This window comes from Phenylobacterium sp. RIFCSPHIGHO2_01_FULL_69_31, from assembly GCF_001824475.1.
Lineage (GTDB): Bacteria > Pseudomonadota > Alphaproteobacteria > Caulobacterales > Caulobacteraceae > Phenylobacterium.
Genome location: NZ_MHXN01000019.1, coordinates 15,515 through 31,281 on the forward strand (window position 1 = coordinate 15,515; position 15,767 = coordinate 31,281).

The 15,767-nt window shown below is 65.9% G+C and carries 12 protein-coding genes and 8 pseudogenes; 8 read left to right on the plus strand and 12 right to left on the minus strand.

The genetic code is table 11. From position 1 onward, the window contains the following. Positions 1 to 109: 109 nt before the first annotated feature. Positions 110 to 1,002 (plus strand): annotated as a pseudogene (locus A2790_RS12705) (IS3 family transposase); the annotation flags it as partial. Between the two features lie 100 nt (positions 1,003 to 1,102). Here A2790_RS12705 and istB read toward each other — a convergent pair. Both istB and istA read right to left on the minus strand, forming a co-directional pair. After that, positions 1,103 to 1,861: an IS21-like element helper ATPase IstB gene (gene istB, locus A2790_RS12710; protein WP_293392115.1), complete on the minus strand. Its 759-nt coding sequence runs from the start codon at positions 1,859 to 1,861 to the stop codon at positions 1,103 to 1,105. A gap of 15 nt (positions 1,862 to 1,876) precedes the next feature. Further along, a pseudogene (gene istA / locus A2790_RS12715) lies at positions 1,877 to 3,416 on the minus strand (IS21 family transposase). Positions 3,417 to 3,590: 174 nt separating this feature from the next. Between istA and A2790_RS12720 the strand changes: the two are divergent. Then, positions 3,591 to 3,722 (plus strand): annotated as a pseudogene (locus A2790_RS12720) (IS3 family transposase); the annotation flags it as partial. 220 nt (positions 3,723 to 3,942) lie between these two features. On the opposite strand, the pseudogene A2790_RS12725 reads toward A2790_RS12720, so the two are convergent. Then, positions 3,943 to 4,295 (minus strand): annotated as a pseudogene (locus tag A2790_RS12725) (transposase); the annotation flags it as partial. 106 nt (positions 4,296 to 4,401) lie between these two features. Between A2790_RS12725 and A2790_RS12730 the strand changes: the two are divergent. Continuing rightward, a complete protein-coding gene (locus A2790_RS12730; RefSeq protein ID WP_293392148.1) occupies positions 4,402 to 5,418 on the plus strand; it encodes an IS110 family transposase in 1,017 nt (338 codons plus the stop codon). 262 nt (positions 5,419 to 5,680) lie between these two features. Here A2790_RS12730 and A2790_RS12735 read toward each other — a convergent pair. From A2790_RS12735 to A2790_RS12750, 4 genes and pseudogenes are all read right to left on the minus strand, one after another. After that, positions 5,681 to 6,037, minus strand: a pseudogene (locus A2790_RS12735) (hypothetical protein); the annotation flags it as partial. Positions 6,038 to 6,704: 667 nt separating this feature from the next. Further along, positions 6,705 to 7,160 carry a hypothetical protein gene (locus A2790_RS12740; RefSeq protein ID WP_293392118.1) on the minus strand — a complete coding sequence of 152 codons (456 nt, stop codon included), beginning with the start codon at positions 7,158 to 7,160 and terminating at the stop codon, positions 6,705 to 6,707. After that, positions 7,154 to 7,852 (minus strand): patatin-like phospholipase family protein, encoded by a 699-nt coding sequence (locus tag A2790_RS12745; protein WP_293392121.1) that lies wholly within the window; start codon positions 7,850 to 7,852, stop codon positions 7,154 to 7,156. The genes A2790_RS12740 and A2790_RS12745 overlap by 7 nt, the downstream gene beginning before the upstream one ends. 3 nt (positions 7,853 to 7,855) lie before the next feature. Then, positions 7,856 to 8,263 (minus strand): hypothetical protein, encoded by a 408-nt coding sequence (locus A2790_RS12750; RefSeq protein ID WP_293392124.1) that lies wholly within the window; start codon positions 8,261 to 8,263, stop codon positions 7,856 to 7,858. 148 nt (positions 8,264 to 8,411) lie between these two features. Here A2790_RS12750 and A2790_RS12755 point away from each other — a divergent pair, with 148 nt between their 5' ends. The 3 genes and pseudogenes from A2790_RS12755 (at position 8,412) to A2790_RS12760 (ending at position 10,183) form a co-directional block, all read left to right on the plus strand. Next, the gene (locus tag A2790_RS12755; protein ID WP_293392126.1) at positions 8,412 to 8,594 is read left to right on the plus strand and encodes a hypothetical protein; all 183 of its coding nucleotides are present in this window, start codon (positions 8,412 to 8,414) and stop codon (positions 8,592 to 8,594) included. Between the two features lie 1,037 nt (positions 8,595 to 9,631). Beyond that, positions 9,632 to 9,787 (plus strand): annotated as a pseudogene (locus A2790_RS24450) (TetR family transcriptional regulator); the annotation flags it as partial. 9 nt (positions 9,788 to 9,796) lie between these two features. After that, positions 9,797 to 10,183, plus strand: coding sequence for a hypothetical protein (locus tag A2790_RS12760; protein WP_293392129.1), 387 nt, complete (start codon positions 9,797 to 9,799; stop codon positions 10,181 to 10,183). Between the two features lie 51 nt (positions 10,184 to 10,234). Here A2790_RS12760 and A2790_RS12765 read toward each other — a convergent pair whose 3' ends face one another. Both A2790_RS12765 and A2790_RS12770 read right to left on the minus strand, forming a co-directional pair. Continuing rightward, complete coding sequence (locus tag A2790_RS12765; RefSeq protein WP_293392132.1) at positions 10,235 to 10,693, minus strand: universal stress protein; 459 nt, start codon at positions 10,691 to 10,693, stop codon at positions 10,235 to 10,237. A gap of 67 nt (positions 10,694 to 10,760) precedes the next feature. Continuing rightward, positions 10,761 to 11,021 (minus strand): acyl carrier protein, encoded by a 261-nt coding sequence (locus A2790_RS12770; RefSeq protein WP_293392135.1) that lies wholly within the window; start codon positions 11,019 to 11,021, stop codon positions 10,761 to 10,763. A 404-nt stretch (positions 11,022 to 11,425) separates the two neighbouring features. Between A2790_RS12770 and A2790_RS12775 the strand changes: the two genes are divergently transcribed. Further along, the gene (locus tag A2790_RS12775) at positions 11,426 to 12,208 is read left to right on the plus strand and encodes a MipA/OmpV family protein (protein ID WP_293392138.1); all 783 of its coding nucleotides are present in this window, start codon (positions 11,426 to 11,428) and stop codon (positions 12,206 to 12,208) included. Between the two features lie 994 nt (positions 12,209 to 13,202). Here A2790_RS12775 and A2790_RS12780 read toward each other — a convergent pair. The 3 genes and pseudogenes from A2790_RS12780 to A2790_RS12790 all read right to left on the minus strand — a co-directional run. Continuing rightward, positions 13,203 to 13,499, minus strand: coding sequence for a type II toxin-antitoxin system RelE/ParE family toxin (locus tag A2790_RS12780; protein ID WP_293392141.1), 297 nt, complete (start codon positions 13,497 to 13,499; stop codon positions 13,203 to 13,205). Further along, on the minus strand, positions 13,496 to 13,753 hold the full coding sequence (locus tag A2790_RS12785; protein ID WP_293392144.1) for a type II toxin-antitoxin system ParD family antitoxin: 258 nt from the start codon (positions 13,751 to 13,753) through the stop codon (positions 13,496 to 13,498). Before A2790_RS12785 ends, A2790_RS12780 begins: the two co-directional genes overlap by 4 nt. Before the next feature lie 545 nt (positions 13,754 to 14,298). Next, a pseudogene (locus A2790_RS12790) lies at positions 14,299 to 14,847 on the minus strand (transposase); the annotation flags it as partial. Between the two features lie 256 nt (positions 14,848 to 15,103). Here A2790_RS12790 and A2790_RS12795 point away from each other — a divergent pair. Next, positions 15,104 to 15,685: pseudogene (locus A2790_RS12795) on the plus strand (transposase); the annotation flags it as partial. Positions 15,686 to 15,767: the final 82 nt, after the last annotated feature.

Consider the following 15,767-nt stretch of genomic DNA (forward strand, 5'->3'; position numbering starts at 1 on the left):
TTGGGGGTCTAAGCGCTCTCATGATTGTGGCGGGCGTTGCGGGCCTGACTTTCGCCATTCGAGGCCTACGAGAATAGAATTCCGCGTGGCGAGGGCGTAACGTCTGCAAGGAATGCCTAGCCGGCGTGGTGCCGCCACGCAGGCGCCGGCCCCGTCGCCGTCTGACCTGGCCTCGAAAAACGCCCGTTTGCGGCGCGAGAACGAGCGGCTGCGGATGGAGCGCGACATCCTAAAAGCCGCGCTCATCTTCGGATCGGCCTCCCGATGAAGTTCGGGTTCGTCGATGAGCATCGCGCGGTGTTGCCGGTTCGGGTGATGTGCGCGGTCCTGGGTTGTCGGCCAGCGGCTACTATGCGTGGCGCTCGCGGCCGGAGAGCCGGCGCGCAGCGGCCAACAGCGCGCTGACCGAAGAGATCCGCCGGATCCACGCCGACAGCAGCGGGACCTACGGCTCGCCTCGGGTGCATGCCGTGCTGCGCGACCACGGCCGCCACGTCGGGCGCTCGCGGATCGAGCGGCTGATGCGCCGGGCCGGCCTGCGGGGTCTTGCGGCTCTGCCCCGGCGCACGCGCACGACAGACAGCCGCGACGGCTATCCGATCGCGCCCAACCGCCGGCCGCAAATTCACCACCCAGGCGCCGAACCAGGTCTGGCTCGCCGACCTCACCTACATCCCCACCGGCGAGGGCTGGCTCTATCTGGCCACCGTGCTCGACCTCTTCACCCGCAAGATCGTCGGCCGGTGCATGCGCCCGACGCTGCACGTCGAGACCGCCCTGGACGCCCTGCAGATGGCCATCGAGCGCCAGCGGCCGGCGCCCGGCCTGATCCACCATTCCGACCGCGGCATCCAGCACGCCGCCGAGGCCTACCGCTAAGCCCTGGCCCGATCCGGCATCACGCCCTCGATGAGCCGCAAGGGCGACTGCTAGGACAACGCCCCAATGGAAAGCTTCTTCCACACCCTCAAGACCGAGCGCGTCCATCACCGGGTCTACGCTGCGCATTCCACTGATCATGGGCGCCTATTCCAGGCGATGGCGGGCGCCGGTTCCACGTGATCGTGGGCAGTCAGGAAGCTGACCGACGGCGGCTATGGATTCAGGGGTTGAGGCCTTCGTCAAGGGCGCGGCGCCCAGTGATCTTGCGCATGCTGTCTCCGGTCATGTTGAAGCGGTGAGCGTTGTGGACGAGGCGATCGAGGATGGCGTCGGCCAGGGTCGGATCGCCGATCATCTCGTGCCATTGGTCGACGGGGACTTGGCTGGTGACGATGGTTGATCCGCGGCCGTTGCGGTCCTCAAGGATCTCCAGGAGATCTATGCGCTGGGCCTGGGAGAGCACGGCCAGTCCCCAGTCATCAAGGATGAGCAGATCGATGCGGGCGAGGGTCTTGAGCAGGCGGGGGTGACGCCCGTCACCACGGGCCAGGGCCAGGGCCTCGAAGAGCCGCGGGACGCGTTGGTAGAAGACGGACCGCCCATCGCGACAGGCCTTGTGGCCGAGCGCGCAGGCCAGCCAGCTCTTGCCCACGCCGGTTGGTCCGGTGATCAGACAGTTCTGATGACGGTCGATCCAGTCGCCAGCCACCAGTCTGGCCAGCAGGGTCCGATCGATGCCGCGCGGGGTGCGCAGGTCGATGTCCTCGACACAGGCGTCCTGGCGCAGGGCGGCAAACTTCAGACGGGCGGTCATACGCTTGGTGTCGCGCTCGGCGGCTTCGCGGTCGGCCATGATGGCGACGCGCTCCTCGAAGCTGAGAGCCGCCAGATCTGGCGAGCGTCTCTGCTCCTCGAAGGCCTTGGCCATGCCGGCCAGGCCGAGCGCGATCAGCCGCTCGTGGGTGGGGTGGGCGAGCATTCAGTCTCCTTGTCGTCAGTGGAAGTAACCGCGGCCCCGGATGTTGCCGTGGCGCAGGGGTTGGGCTTCGGGTTCCGGCTCAAGGAAGGCCCGGTCCAGGCCCGCCTTGAGGATCGAGTGGACCGAGCTCACGGATCGGGCCTTGATCAGTCCGGCCCGCTCACAGGCCGCTTCGAGCCTCGCGCGGCCATAGGTCTTCTCCAGGGCCAGGATGCCGGCGCAGGTCCGGAAGCCGTGCTCCGGGTAGGGCCGCTCGGCCATGATGGCCTCGAAGAGCGCCGCCGCGGCCGGACCGACCCGGACGCCCGACGCCATCATCCGCGCCGGCGTAGAGTCCGCCTGACGACGGTGGGCGCTCGGCATATGCTCGGCGACGGTGATATGGCCGCGGCGGCCAGGGGACCTGGCGTGGCTGGCCAGCCGCTGGCCCTTGTGGAAGGCCTCGACGGTCCGGTCGGTGATGCGGACCTCGACCCGCTCGCGGATCAGCCGGTAGGGGACCGAGTACCAGTTGCCGTCTATCTCCACGTGGTAGTCGGGCGCCACGCGGCAGAGCTTCCAGACCGCAAAGGCGTAGGGTTCGGGCGGCAACGGCTTGAGCGCCGGCGCGTCCACCGAGGCGAAGAGTTCGGCGCGACTGGCGCCGTAGGCGCGCATGATCCGGGCGTTGAGCTCGGCGACCAGCTCTGCGATCGCCAGATTGAGTTCAGCCTGGCTGAAGAAGCGTTGGTTGCGCAGCTTGGCCAGCACCCAGCGCTCCACCAGCAGCACCGATTGCTCGACCTTGGCCTTGTCTCGCGGCTTGTACGGCCGCGCCGGGATCACGCTCGTCCCGTAGTGCCGGGCCATATCCTGGTAGGTGCGATTGATCCCCGGCTCATAGCGGTCGGGCTTGGTCACCCCGGCCTTGAGGTTGTCGCAGACGATGATCGCCGGGACCCCGCCCAGGAAGGCGAAGAGCCCCACGTGGCAGCCGATCCAGTCCGCCAAGCCTTCGCTGGGCCGGGCCTCGGCATAGACGTAGCTGGAAGCGCCCATGGCCGCGACGAAGAGCTTCATCGCCCGGACCGCGCCGGTCGCCGGATCGATCAGATCGATGGTGTCGCCGGCGTAGTCGACAAACACCTTCTCTCCGGCCGCATGGCTCTGGCGCATGGTGGGCGACAGGCGGCCCTTCCAGATCTCGTAGCGCTCGCAGAACCATGCGTAGGCGAAGCCGTCTGGGTGTTCGGCTCGGTACTCCTGCCAGAGCAGCGACCGGGTCACCCCCCTTCCTTCGAAGTTCCTGGTCGACATAAGCCCAGTTGGGCTCCGGGCGCGGGACCGCCGTCGGCTTCGGCTCACCTGGAAACAATAGCCGCTCCAGAGCGGTGTCAGTCAGATCCTCCGGCAGGGGCCAGCCCAACTCCGCCACACGGGCGCGCTGCAGATAGCCGCCGACGGCGCCCTTGCTGATCCCCAGCGCAGTCGCGATCAGCCGCGTGCTCAGGCCGTTCTCATGTCTCAGACGTAGTAGGTCGCGTATGCGGCGCATCGACAATCTCTCGGTCGGCATCAGTCCCCCCCTGTTCAGAAAACAGGGGCTTCCTAGCCCGTTCAGACTGTCGGTCTTGCTTGCCTCACCCTCTCAATCGAGGGGCGCCCACGATGCCGTGGAATCCGTGCCCACCATCGCGTGGAATAGCTGCCCACCATCCCGTGGAATTCATGCCCACGATGGCGTGGAATCCGCATCTACGCCACACGCGACCAGGCCCGGCGCGATCTGTTCCAGTACATCGAAGGCTTCTACAATCCCCGCCGCCTGCACTCAGCCCTGCGCTACATCAGCCCAGCCGAGGCCGAGCGCAGAGCAGCCTAACCCCGTCCATTTTTTCCGGGGGAGGATCACTCCGCAGGAGACCGAGCGGAGCGCTACCCCGCCCATGGGATCTTTCTTTTGCGCCGCGCCGACGCGCGGCGGCAGCTTACGGTGTCGCGCTCGGCGCCACCTGGAATAGACCCAACACCGCCTTGCCTGCGCGCCAAAATTGTAGCCAATTGAGCATCTTGGTTGATGTCGCGTAATGGGGGCGGGGCGTGGCGGCGCGGGCGGCCTTGCCCTTGTGGCTGCCGAGGTTGTCCATGATCACCACGTCGCCGGGCCGCAGCGTGGGGGCCAGGATCCTGTCGACGTAGAGGTGGAAGGCCTCGCCGTTGATCGGCCGTCGAAGACGAACGGCGCGTCGATCCGGTCGCACCGCAGCGCGGCGATGAATGTCAGCGTCTTCCAGTGGCCATGCGGCGCATAGGCTCGCAGCCGCCGGCCGCGCGGCCCCCAGCCCCTCAGAGGCGCCATGTCGGTCTTGATCCAGGTCTCGTCGATGAAGACCAGGCGCGAGGCCTCGATCCGTCCCTGGTGCGCGCGCCAGCGGGCCCTGCGGCGGGCCGCGTCTGCTCCTCGGGCAGCAGGGTTTTTATGGAATGGCCCGCCCCACCTCTCCGGCATCGGAATACGATGTCGGTGCTTGAACAGAGAGGAGCGAGCCATGGGCATTGTTATGATCGGCATCGATTTAGGCAAGAACAGCTGCAGCCTCGCGGGGCTGGATGAACGCGGCAGCGTGGTGCTGAGGCGACGGATGCAGCCGGGCACAGTGGTAGGCTTCGCATCGAAGCTGGCGCCCTGCACGATCGCGATGGAGGCATGTTGCGGGGCGCATCATCTGGGTCGGCTTCTGGCCGCCCAAGGACACACGATCAAGCCGATGGCGCCGGAGTATGTTCGTCCGTACGTGAAGGCGCAGAAGAACGATGATCGTGACGCCGAAGCGATTGCTGAGGCGGCGACTCGTCCGACGATGCGTTCTGTCGAGCTCAAGTCGCAAGATCAGCTCGACATCCAGTCGCTGCACCGGGTGCGCTCGCGACTGGTGGGCGCGCGCACGACGTTGATCAACCAGCTGCGGGCGCTTCTGCTCGAGCGCGGCGCGACCTTCCCCCAAGGCCGCCGCAAGTTCGAGATCGGGCTCGACGCGATGCTCGCCGACGCCGAAGGCTTGCCGCAGGGCCGGATCCGCCAGCTGCTCTTCGATATGCGCGACGAATGGTCGGCGCTGGACGGGCGGATCGATGCCCTAGATCAAGAGTTCTCCGCGCTCGCACGCACCGATGAAGCGGCGCGACGGCTGACCTCGATACCGGGCGTCGGCGCTCTGAATGCGACGGCCCTCGTCGCCGCGGTCGGGCGAGCGGAGAGCTTCAGCCATGCCCGCGATCTGGGCGCCTTCCTTGGCCTGGTTCCGCGCCAACACACCACCGGCGGCAAGCCTCGGCTGCTGGGGATCAGCAAGCGCGGAAACGCCTATCTGCGCACCTTGTTGATCCACGGCGCCAGGGCGGCGCTGCCGTCATTGGCCAAAAGCGAGACCCCGCTCGGCGCGTGGCTGCGCGGTCTGCTGGCGCGATGCCGTCGCAACACGGTGGTCGTGGCGCTCGCCAACAAGCTGGCCAGGATCGCCTGGGCCTTGTTGCGTCGGGAAGGAACCTTCTTGATCGGCCAGGCGGCGAAGGTCTGATGTCATCGGTCGCCGGCATCCAACGCGCTGTGTGACCCAAGGAATGTCTGCGGGAGGACTTTGAAAGATGGCCTGACGGTTACCGACGTCCCGACAGCCTGGTTTAAAAGATGGCACATCGATGCCGAGGTTTTTATGAGGCCTGGGGCGTGCGGCTCTCCATCTTGGCGGCGGCCTATGCCGACACGCCGTATACGTTGATGCAGATCGGTCAGACGCCACCATCAATAAATCCCCTTGCGGACGGGGCGGGCCATACGTTTTTGAAGCTCAGGTCCTCGTCGTGGACGAACACCCAGACCGCACGCGGCTGGGTCTTCACCCCGCGCGCCGCCAGCTCCGCCGTCAGACCCCGCAGCGTGAACGGTCCCGCCCGCACCCGCCACCGAAGCCACTCGGCGTCCCCGGACAGCGTCCGCGGCTTGTAGCCGCCGACCTGCGCCGGAGCCACCGACCCCGTCTCGCGCTCGCGACACGTCCACTTCGACACGCACGATGGGCTGATCCGCAGCGCCGCCGCGATCTGCCGGTGTCTCACCCGCCGCCTTCCGAGGCAGCGCCCGCTCGCGAAGGTCCATCGAAATACGGAGCTGTCATCCAAGCTGCCTCCATCCAGCATCCCAGATGAATCAGCTTCACACTGATTTGAGAATCCCGATTCCGTCAGATCGGGTCACGCTCTAAACCCTTGATGGAAAAAACGTCGTCATCATTCAGGGCTTCAAAGAGTACCTTGCCTGGGCGCGATTGCGCGGACCACGACACGCGTCGTGGTCCGTACCTCTTTTAGGCGTCGCGCCCACACACGGCCCCCAGCGCGTTGATCGACACTGAACGAATGGTCGGCGCCCTGGGCATGGGCCAAGGCTTCGAGGGCTCCGCAATGGCCTGGGATGCCGCCTCAGTCCTGGCACCGCGCGGCGTCTTCGCCGGCAATGTAGCGAGAATGCTCCACTTCCGGGTCGCCGGGGGACGTCGGTGAGGGTGACCCGGTGCTCCCGCCGTCTCAGCAGATCGCCAAGCATAGGCTTGCAAATCAGAGCGCCAACCGGATCGGAACGGCCTCGGCAGGCCGTGGGTCAGCCGCAAAGGTCGGGTTGCGACCTGCCGAGGCTCCAGACGAGGAGAGCCAGTCTGGACACCCACAATGGGACGCCGGACAGCAAACATCAAGCCCGCCTGTTTCCGTCCCAGGCGAGTTGCGGCGAGCCCTGAGCCAGCCTGATGCGACCGGCGAGCCTGGGGCAGCGAGCCCGTCCGTCGTTCCGATCGGCTCTCGGAACGGTTCAAGGCGGACGCCATGTCAGGGGGGCCACAGGCGCCGGCGAGACGGTCCGAAACGCCGTCGCGGCTAGACCCTGCGGCTCGCCAGCCGCGAAAAGCGCCTGCATATGAGGCCGGCTGAAGTCCAGGAAGTTCTCGTCCAACTCGTCGGGGATCTCACCCACCTCCAGCTTCAGGCCCTTGTCGCTTGCGGCAAGCTTCACGTTGGTGAGCTCGGAGCGAGTGAGGGATTTCAGCATGGTGTCGAAGCTTCGCGCTATGATTTTGAGGCCGCCCACCGGAACGACGGCAAACCGCGGCGTGGTCCGACTGTTGAGGAGGATGAAGACACACGCCGCCCGCGTGGTGCGCGTCGGGTCGCCGAGCAAAGCCTGCGGCGCGACGAAGAAGTTGGCCACCGTGCCGCCATCGGCGTGCAGCTCAGAAACCGCCTGGCCGCCCCGTTCGAAGGTCAGCAATACGGGGGGAAGACGCCCGGAATGCTCGACGAGGCGATCAGGATGTTCTGAAACAGCTGACGGGACTCGGGATCGGTGCGCTGCGCCAAGGCCCCCATGTCCCACACCACCTGCGTCTGAGTGTCCAGGCTGGTCGTGGCGATATAGAGCCGCCGACCCTTCCGGTGCTCGGCTCCCACGGCCTCGACGAGACCGGGCGTAACGCTGTTGGTGATGAGCTTTCTCAAAGGTTCCGGCTTGAAGACGCCGGGCCAAAGCAAGGCGCCAAGGCCTCGCGATCGAAGCAGATTCTTCGCGCGGCCATCCGTGAAGGCTTCGCGAAGGGCCGGATCAAAGGCCGATCCTGCGAAGACGAACGGTGCAATCAGCGCGCCCGCGCTGACCCCCGTTACGACGTCGAATTCAGGCCTGTCGCCACGTCTGCCCCATCCGTACATGACGCCGGCGCCATAGGCGCCATTGGCGCCGCCGCCCGAAAGAGGAAGTAGCTGAAGCTCGCCACTGGGGTGTTCGCGCCCCACGCCGCCGATATCTCCAAGGAAACGGACGCGGGTCCCGGGCTCGATGAAATTGTAGCGGTAGTCCGGGCTCGCTGCGTTAAGCGTTTCGAGCCCATAGGGCACGCGCGGAAGGGTCTGGCAGCCCCCGAGGACGAGCGCCGCCAGCGCCAGCGCGGCGAGGACCCGTCTCATCGCCTAGGGCTTCACGGCCGGCCGCGTCCCGGCGATCGCCCGCGGCGCCGCGGGCGGCTTGCAGCCTCGCGCCTGGCCCACACCCTTCAAGTAGCTTCGGCGCGCTATACCCGCCGCGATGGCCTCTTGCACCTCGCGGTCCCGCCGCTCCGCCCCGGAGAGCTTCCTGATCCAGCTGCGCATCGGGATTACGTCGGACACCACGCTGGCGACGACGCCATACGCGGTTTTCCGATCGTTGCCGTCGGACCCCCGCTCAGGGCTTCGCTCGTCGAAATCGTCGCCGAGAACCTCATTCAGGTCACCAATGTCCTTTCGCAGCGCTGCACACCCGCGCTGGCCCGATCGCGCATAGGGATTGTTCACCGCCTGGACGAGGATCGGCGGGATATCGGTTTTGATCAGGTTCACGTCCCGGAGCGGCGACGTCACCGCGCCCTGTAAGCTTTCACGGCTCTGTTCCGAAGACGTGAGGGGGCGTTGCGCGGTCTTCCCCTTCTCAGCCTTGGGCCCGGGGGGCGCTGGCTGCGACTGCGCGACTGCTGGACTGGATATCGCCGTGACGGTGCTCAGCAAGATTGAGAGAATGACCGATCTTGAAGCCCTGCGCATCGTGCCACTTGAACCTATGGATGGTTTGAAAGACCGAGTCGCACCGCGACGAACTCGTGATGCAACGATTGCGGCGAAGCTTGGTTGCAGTTTTGGCGGGTCCTTCGTGGCCCAAGCCGGAGGCGGTTAGCTGTGAGCCACCTGATCGGCCTCGAATTCGCCGCCTTGCCGCCTATTCTCATAGACTAGCAAGATGCGCGGCCTACAGGCGAAGTGCGGCGAGGGCGGCGGACTGCGAGCCGCCGCGAAAGGTTCAGCTGTGATGTTCTCGGAGCACGCCGGCAGGGCGCGAGGCATCGAGAGGCGCGTCAGTCGGGCTGAAGTTCACCCCGTTCGGGGCTAAAGTGAATTCGGCGGCTTTTTGCAGCGCCCTTCTTCATGCTGCTAAACCTGTTTCGAGCCGACGTCGAGAATCGTGGCGACAGCGGAATCCTTGAGCTCGGCCAGGAATCGCGGGGCCCATCGCAGGCGTCGCGGGCGTTTTGAGCTTGTCGCGCGCCGCTATCGCAGCGATGTTTTTGCCGGAGGGCCGTCAATGTGGGTCAGTTCCGACGAAGCCATCGCCGGGGCGAATCCGACGAAGCCATCGCCGGGGCGAAGCGGCGGCTGCGCACCTTCGCCAGTGCGCCCGATCCGCATCGCCATGCGCGCGCGCTCCAGGCCGGCCTTGCAGCGGCGGACGACTGGCCCGCAGCCGACCGCGAGGTCATCGTCGCCTTGGGCGCTTGGCTGCGGGACAATCCGCCGTCCGATGCCCTGCGCGATAGGTGCGCCGCGGCCTTGGCGGTGCTCACGGAGTCCCGATCGCTGCGCGTTCCTTTAAGGTCGCGGGTCCCTGGCGACCGTCGCGGAGACCTGACGCCGAGGCGGTGAGCGGGCTGATCGCCAGACCGCGCGGCGTGCGCGGGTCCGCAGCGGCCGCCAGCTCGGTTGCGAGGTGCGATTGAGGTTGCGCGAGGCCGCCAGACGGAGACAGGCCGCCCAGGCCGCACCACCTGATGAGGCCTATCGTGACCCTCGGGCGCGGTGAAGCGGGACCGGAGTGATGTCCTTGTCCGCGGGCGGCCGCAGCCGCGTCCGCCGCTGGCCTTTTTCAGGGAGGCGTTTCCTCTTCGCAATCCTTCGTTATGCTCGTCGCCACGGGTCTCACCAAAACCGGGGGAGTAATTGCGAAGAGACGCACGCGAACGGCGTGAGCGCCTCGTTTGCGCGGCGGCTGAGATCTTCGAAAGAGAGGGCTATCACGTTCCGCTGGAGAAGATCGCCGCCGCCGCGGTCGGGCGCGGCACCCTCTACCGGAACTTTCCCGACCGCACCGCGCTGGCGATCGCCGTGATCGAAGCGCACATCGACGGTCTCGCCAAGCGGATCGAACTCATCGGCGAGCGAACCGACGCCTTTTTCATATCCCTCCGTGAACTGGCGAACCTTGCTTTGGCCACAAGGGCCTTGAGCCACGCGGTCCGTGAAGAGGGGCGGGATACCGCCTGGATCGATCGCCTGCGTGGACGGGTCGAAGCGCTGAACGCCGGACCCTTGGCGCGGGCCAAGGCCGCGGGCCTGGTACGAGCGGACTTCGATATCGCCGATGTCCACATGATTGCCCAGATGGTCGCCGGAGGAGCGCTCGACACGCCCGCCAGCGGCGTGCCCGCCGGCGCCGACCGCGCGCTCTACATGCTGATCCAGGGCCTTTCACCCCGGCCTCAACACCGCTGACCCCGCCCCTCAGGCCGCCGCAGGGGGCGCATCGGGAATCCACGGCGCAGCTCAGATGGCCGCTTCCATATCCGCATGGTCCATATCGCGCCTGGCCATGAGCAGGCTGCAGTCGAGATGGTCGAGAAGATAGGCGCCGGTGCTGCCGTTCCACCACCGCTGCATCATGCCGCGCGGGCGATGACCGACGACGACCAGGTCGGCGCCGACCCTTCGGGCGTAGGCGGCGATCGTCGCCGGAGGTTCGCCAACCACGAGCTCGGCCGTGCAAGAGCAGCCCAGGGCCCTCAGCCGCTCGGCGCCCTCGTCGAGAATATCGCGATAGGTCTGTTCCATCGCCTGCACCGACCCGGGATAGACGCTCTCGGCGATCATCACGCCCGCACCTTCGTTCACGACGGAGAGCAGTTGAACATCGGCTCCCAGTCGCCGGGCCAGGATCGCGCCCTCGCGCAGGGCGAGCTGACTTTCCCTGGATCCGTCATAGGCCAGGACAATCGAGCGATACATGGTCACCTCCGGCGGATCAGGTCAGCGGGTTGAAGAGGCCGGGCTGGGTCTCGGTGGGCATAGGCGTTCAGACCTTGAATCTAACCCGCAGCTCTTCGATCAAGTCCGCCAGCTGCCCGGCCGTCTCGACCTCGGCCATGCGGTCCAGCGGGATAGAGATATCGAACCTGTCCTCAAGCGCCATGACGATGTTCATCAAGCCGATCGAGTCGACAGAGAGGTCACGGGCGATTTCGGTGTCCGTCGAGACGGTGACGGGGCGCCCGAGGACTTGTTCCGCCGCGCGCCCAATCTCCTGCAGCGGCGTCTCCAAAACGACTTCGGCCATCGTCCCCGTTTCCTGCCCCATTCGACCTCCGCCGACGCCCCTCACAGTAAGACCTCAGCGTCGATCCGTACATAATAGTCCGGTTTCCGCGACCGGATCGACGGCCGCGGAGGCGTCGAAAGCAACCGAGGGCGGCGGCATAATGCGGCGGGATGTCCGACTACGGAAGGCGACGATACGATGCTTCAACTGGACACCTTCGTCCTATTGACTAAGATCGCTTCTGCGCGGAGGGGAGCCCAACTTCACCGTGCATTCAGGACGAGGGCCGCGCCTCACTCTCCCCCCCCAGGCGTCTCCTCCCTGACCTGCGCCCCGCCGTCATGGCGGGGCGCATTCATGCTGGAGACCCCCTTGCGCCGGCCCGGTCCTCGAGGCCCGGGCGAGCTGGAGAAGAGACGGCCATGATCATGCGAGCCGCGATCGCCATGGTGATCTCACTGCTGGCGCCGGCCGCGGCGATGGCGCAGACCGCGCCCTACGAAGAGGTGCTGCCCCAGAAGCGCTGGACGCTCGACCTGGGCGGCGGGCCTGTCTACGGATTCAGCGCTAACGGCGGCGGGGCCCGCAAGACCCGCCTGACGCCCTGGGGCAGCCTGAACTACAAGGATCGGATCTACGCGAACGGCCTCGACGGCGTGGGCTATAACCTTGTCAAGGCCGATGATCTGCGGATCGGCGTCCAACTTCGCCCGCGGTACGGCAGCGGCAAGCCGGAAGGCCTCGATCTGAAGCGGCCGGACTTCGGCGCCGACGCCGCCGTCTACGCCTTCAAGCGGCTGCCTTGGAACGTGGTCGTCGGAGCGCGCGCGACCCGAGACGTGTCAAACATCAGCGACGGAGCCCAGATCTATGCCTCCGTGGGCCGGCAGACCCTCACGCCGATTGGGCTCCTCCAGACGATCGGCTATGCGCGCGCTGGCGACAAGAACGCTGTCCGCGCCTACTATGGGATATCGACGTCGGAAGCCGCCGCCAGCGGCCTGCCGACGTACCGCCCCGATGGCGGTCTGCAGAACGCCGGCGTCGCCGCGCTGCTCATGGCGCCGATCGGCGAGCGGTACGGCGTGGGCGCCTTTGCCAATTACGAGCGCCTGCTGGGCGATTCCGCCGACAGCCCGATCCTGCGCCACAAGGACGTCTGGCGCACTGGCCTGATCGCAGTGCGGCGCTTCAGCTGGAACTGAAGCGCCGCGCCCTCGGCAGGCCTGCCAGGCTGAGGTCCGCCCCCACGCGGCCAAGCCCTCCCGTGCTACGCTCCGTGCTTCCGAGCTCGGCGCGTCAGCGCCGCCCGGCCATGACTGCGTGCACATCAAAGCCGGGGCGCCGGTCCTCGCGACGCCGCCCGGCAACATGCCTTTCTGCGGCGGCGCAAAGGAACGTCGCGAACGCCTGGGGGTCGATTCGGTCCGCGACGAGCACCCGCCTCGTCAGCGAATCCTGCACGAACTCTCTCCATGAACGGAATTCTTGGCAAGGGCGCTGATCTTTCACGGCGCGTCCTCCGACTCCGGTGAGGGGTCTCGTAGTTGGGTGAGCGGCCTTGGCGCGGCAAGCTCCCAAAGCCGATGAGTCGGGGACGATGCAGCCTATCACATGCCACCTCCATCGCGTGTGTCGGCGCCAACGTAGCGGACAATCGGGTCCATTTCGTGTCGGCGACGCGTTTCAACGTCGGCGGTGAACCGATCGCTGCCCGCGAGGACGCCGCCTAGCACATGCCAACGGGCCACGGCCCCACGCTGATTCAGAGGCGAGCTCTTGCCTAAACGATGCGGCGATCCAGCTGCTGTAGTGCTCGCGTATCCCGCCGCGCCAAGGCGAAGGAGAATGAAGAGCACGTCCATGGCGACGCTGGTCCCGGTGTTGGCGCCTTTCGCGTCGAACACAAAGAATGGAATGAGCAGGGCGCCGCCAACGGGCAAGAGGCAGTAGTGGAGCGGCCGCGCCACCTCGGCGACCGCAGAGACCGTCAGTCGGACGCTCGTCTGATCGGGCAGAACTTCAAGCCGCGATAGCGCCTTAGGGGACAGGGGCGACATTACTAACCGGCGGCTACACGCGATGTCTGTCTGTCTGTCTGTCTGTCGACGCCCCTAATGGGAATTATGCGAAATATTTCAATGACCTCGCGCGTTTTCTGCGCGCCGGTGTCAAATCTGTCCCGCTGATCCAGCTGCGTCAATCGGGAAACAGGATCGGCTCGTAATCCATCGCGCCGGCCAGGACATGGATCACCACCACTCTGTCCGTCTCCACGCGGTAGAAAATGAGGTAGCGGCCGTGCACGCGCCGCCGGACCCCGCGGGCTTCGTAGCGGGGCACCAGAGGATACCGCTCCGGCAGATCGCCGAGTTCGAGACACTTTTCCCGAAGTTCAAGCACGAAGCTCAGGGCCCGACGGGGGCTGTCAGCTGCGATTGCGTCGCCGATCGCTTCTAAATCGATCTCCGCCGGGTCCGAGAGTTCGACGATCATTCCTTCGGCTGCGCCATGGCGCGATACTTGGCTTCCAGGCGATCGAAGACCCTGTCCGCCGGCTTGGTCCGACCCGCATCAGCGTCGGCCAATCCCCGTGCGATGGAACCATCGAGGGCCGCAAGCCGGGCTTCTCGCTCCTGCACCAGGCGAACGCCCTCGCGGAGCACTTCGCTCTTGGAGTTGTATCGGCCAGTCTCCACGAGACGGCTGACGAAACTCTCGAGTTGAAGGCCAAGGTCGGCGCTGATCATGACACTCCTCCGTCGCCGCGAAATATACGACCGCTATCAACTATTATCAACGCCCCGGCGCCACGATGGCTCACGCCTCGCTCAGCCTCCGCCCCGCGCGAGGGGACGCGCCGCGGCACGTGCCGGCGCGGAATATAGAGTCGCGTAGTCGGACCCTTGCTGCCGAAAAGCCGGGAGCGTGGCCATGCTCATGCTGCTGGAGAGCTGGAAATTAAAGTCACCGAATCGACGCTACACAATGAAGACGCCTTTGGCGGTCATTGGGGTTGGTTTTGGCATGGGCCGCGGCACCGGCCCAAGGGGCCCTTCGGCAGTGCTTCCGAAGCGGTGAGCGTCTTCGCCGACTGGCTTGCTCAACAGGAAAGCCCTCGCCGCCCAGCACCGACCAGGTGCTCGCGCAGACCTTCCTCGTTCGCGGATGACTACACCGCTACTACAATGCTCCACGGCTCGTCCTCCTGCGGTGAGGATCGGCTCGGCCACTCCGAGCAACCCTCGAAGACGCAGTGTATGGCGAGCCACCTCGGCTCAGCGGACATACGGTCTTGAGCGATCGCGTCCAGGGTGGGATGGCCGGACACCAGGGTCTGCAATCGTGCTGCATAGGTCCGCGGCGTTGTGGCACCGACCTTCAGCCCGAAGCCGCGCAAAATACCGCGGATGCTCATCTCTACGTCATGAAGCTTTCCTTGCAGGAGTTTGCGCGCCGTCAGGACCGCGCGCACTTCCTGAGCCGGCAGGGACTTGCAATGCACCGGCCGGAACCAGCCTAACCGCATCAGTTGGGCAATTCCGCGGGCGTCCTTCTTGTTGGTCTTCACCGGCATGGTCTTGAAGGCGGAGCGCACGTGCCGCGTCTCCAACAATTCCACCGCAAGCCCCGCCTTCGCCATAGCCGCATGGAGCCACTGCGACAAAGGTCCAGCTTTCAGTCCGATCCGCTCTGTCGGCGCGCCATTTGCCGCGAACCAGCCGATCAGCGCCTCGGGCTCGCTCAACACCTTGGCCTCACGAATGATCCGCCCCTCCGCGTCGACAACGCAAACGCTGGAGAATTCCAAAGACACGTCGATCCCGGCATAGTGCTTCATGGCTTCATGGTCGTCTCTCGATGATGTTTGGCGCAGGCCCAAAGTCCTGCTGCCGCGGTTGATGACACCATCATTCTGCGGGATGACCGCCTCGCCTCAAGAGGCCAGGGGAGCCGGCCAACCCGTTACATGGGGTAATCGCAGGAGCGATACGCCCAACTCTGCCGGTCACGATGAGAGAGGGTGGTTGTTCCCCGATAGGATGGAAGTGCGGGCTCACGACTGGAAGCCGGGCCCATGCATCGAACGGAGAACAACCATGGATGAGTATATTGGTCTCGACGTCTCGTTGAAAGAGACGGCGATTTCTGTGCGGCGTGATGGTGGGCGGGTCTGGCGCGGCAAGTGCGCGTCGGATCCTCGCCTGCTGGCTGAGGTGATCCGCAAGCGGGCGCCGCACGCCAAGCGGGTGGTGTTCGAGACGGGCCCGCTCTCGGTTTGGTTGTTCCATGCCCTGACCGCCGAAGGCCTGCCGGCAATTTGCATTGATGCCCGGCATGCCAAGGCCGCGCTCGACATGGCGGCGAACAAGACGGACGCCAACGATGCGGACGGCCTGGCCCACCTGGCTGAAGTGGGCTTCTTCCGCGAGGTGCGGGTGAAGGGTTACGACAGCATGCTGACCCGTACGCTTGTGGCCGCCCGGCTCAGGCTGGTCCGGGTGACGACTGAACTCTCCAACCAAATCCGAGGGCTGATGAAGACCTTCGGCTTGATCATTCCCGCTGGAAAAGGCGGCGCGTTTGAAAGCAACGCTCGGGTGCTGCTGGAGGACTATGACGAGCTCGCGCGGATCATTTTGCCCATCCTTGAGGCATGGCGGGCCGCGCGGAGACAAGCCTGCGTATTTCACGCCATCGTGGGCGCGGATTTCGGAGCATCGTGGGCAGTGATTTCACGGGATGGTGGGCGGTGATTTCACG